Source organism: Daejeonella sp. H1SJ63 (assembly GCF_029360775.1).
GTDB lineage: Bacteria > Bacteroidota > Bacteroidia > Sphingobacteriales > Sphingobacteriaceae > Daejeonella.
Genome location: NZ_JARKMZ010000001.1, coordinates 193,512 through 194,946 on the forward strand (window position 1 = coordinate 193,512; position 1,435 = coordinate 194,946).

The following is a 1,435-nucleotide window of genomic DNA, read 5'->3' on the forward strand; positions in this document are numbered from 1 at the left end:
GATTTTGTTTTTTAGATTTAATTATTAGCGACCTCTTGCCAAATTCTTATTTAATGATATTTATACGGTGCAAACCCGTTCCAGCAAAGGAATTATATTCGTTTTTACGTGGTGTAACGGTTTCTCTTTAACTTTCGTATAGATTTAATAATTCTTAAGAAGGTTAAACCCGATTTTACCGAAAGTTGAAACAAAACAATTCTTAATTGAACGAAGATTAATGATACTGTTATGAAAAAATCAACTATTTATTTATTCGTATTTGCAATTATCGTACTCACCGCTTATGGTTGTAAAAAAGCTAAAAACCCATGCGATGACAGTAATTTAAAAGAAGCTTATATTATTGGATTTGACCAGTGCACCGCAGGTAAGCAATCTTTTGATGGAAAAGGCTTTGTAATTGTAACGAATGATTTTAAAGATACCCTTGTAACCTATAACCTCCCTGATTCACTTTACCAGTTCCCACCTTCTCACTTTGCAAATAGGAAATTTTCATTTTTATTTCCTGACTCAGTGAAATTAAAATACAAAATTCACTTTGCGTATAGAATTCTTAAAAGTGATGAAAAACAGTATTTTATCTGCACAGCAGATGTTTTAACAGCCGATTTTATCTGGTTTGTTAAAGACCGGCAAATCAAAATTTTATGTATCCGTAAATAATAGCAAGTAAAAATATTTATCATCTAAACCTAATAATCATGAAAAGAATAATTACTTTATTCATGCTGATTGTAACAGTAATTTTTGGTTTAATGGCATTTCACTATTTCCAGACACCGGCATTCTATTATGCCTTTGATGAAAAGATTACAATTTCTCCTCATGAAAACAAAATAATTATAAAGTATTCCGTAGCTAAAGATCAGAGATATACAGCAACTTTAATACATAGTATTGAGAAAGATGCTGAACTAAACTGGCAGGATGATAAGGTGCTGATTATCGAAGCCAGAACCGGGGCGGCAAAAGAAAAGATCAGGGAACGCCTTTTGGCCGAAACAGATGTGCTTAGCATACAACCTGTCTTTAAAACTTCTGAAGGGCTTGAATTAGGTTTAACGGATGAGTTTGTATTTAAATTTAAGCCGTCGGTATCTGAAGCACAGATCAATACACTGAATAAGCAGTATGATGTAACCATTGTAAATCAAGTGAAGTATATCAGTTAGCCAGGGTTGGAAAAGGAATTGACGTGTTAGAAGTGGCAAATAAATACCAGGAAAGTGGTTTGGTCATTTTTTCGCACCCGAATTTTATTGCTCAGATCGAGAAACACCAGGTACTACCCAATGATCATGAAACTTACAAAAAAACTTTTACTGAATATTATTATTATCATCAAATAGCAGTAGCGTTTAAAAAAAATACGTAATAAGAATAGATTAGCTTTGAATAATTGAAATTTATAACTCATTCTATAAATAAA

General features: G+C 32.0%; 2 protein-coding genes. Both read left to right on the top strand.

The window, feature by feature from the left end:
• The first annotated feature begins 231 nt into the window (after positions 1 to 231).
• Positions 232 to 669: a hypothetical protein gene (locus P2W72_RS00870; RefSeq protein WP_276358961.1), complete on the top strand. Its 438-nt coding sequence runs from the start codon at positions 232 to 234 to the stop codon at positions 667 to 669.
• Positions 670 to 707: 38 nt separating this feature from the next.
• Positions 708 to 1,178 (top strand): hypothetical protein, encoded by a 471-nt coding sequence (locus P2W72_RS00875; protein ID WP_276358962.1) that lies wholly within the window; start codon positions 708 to 710, stop codon positions 1,176 to 1,178.
• The last annotated feature ends 257 nt before the right edge of the window (positions 1,179 to 1,435 follow it).

Bases quoted from the DNA above. Each gene is read 5' to 3' on its own strand.
- P2W72_RS00870 (WP_276358961.1), top strand. From the start codon at position 232: ATGAAAAAATCAACTATTTATTTATTCGTATTTGCAATTATCGTACTC.
- P2W72_RS00875 (WP_276358962.1), top strand. From the start codon at position 708: ATGAAAAGAATAATTACTTTATTCATGCTGATTGTAACAGTAATTTTT.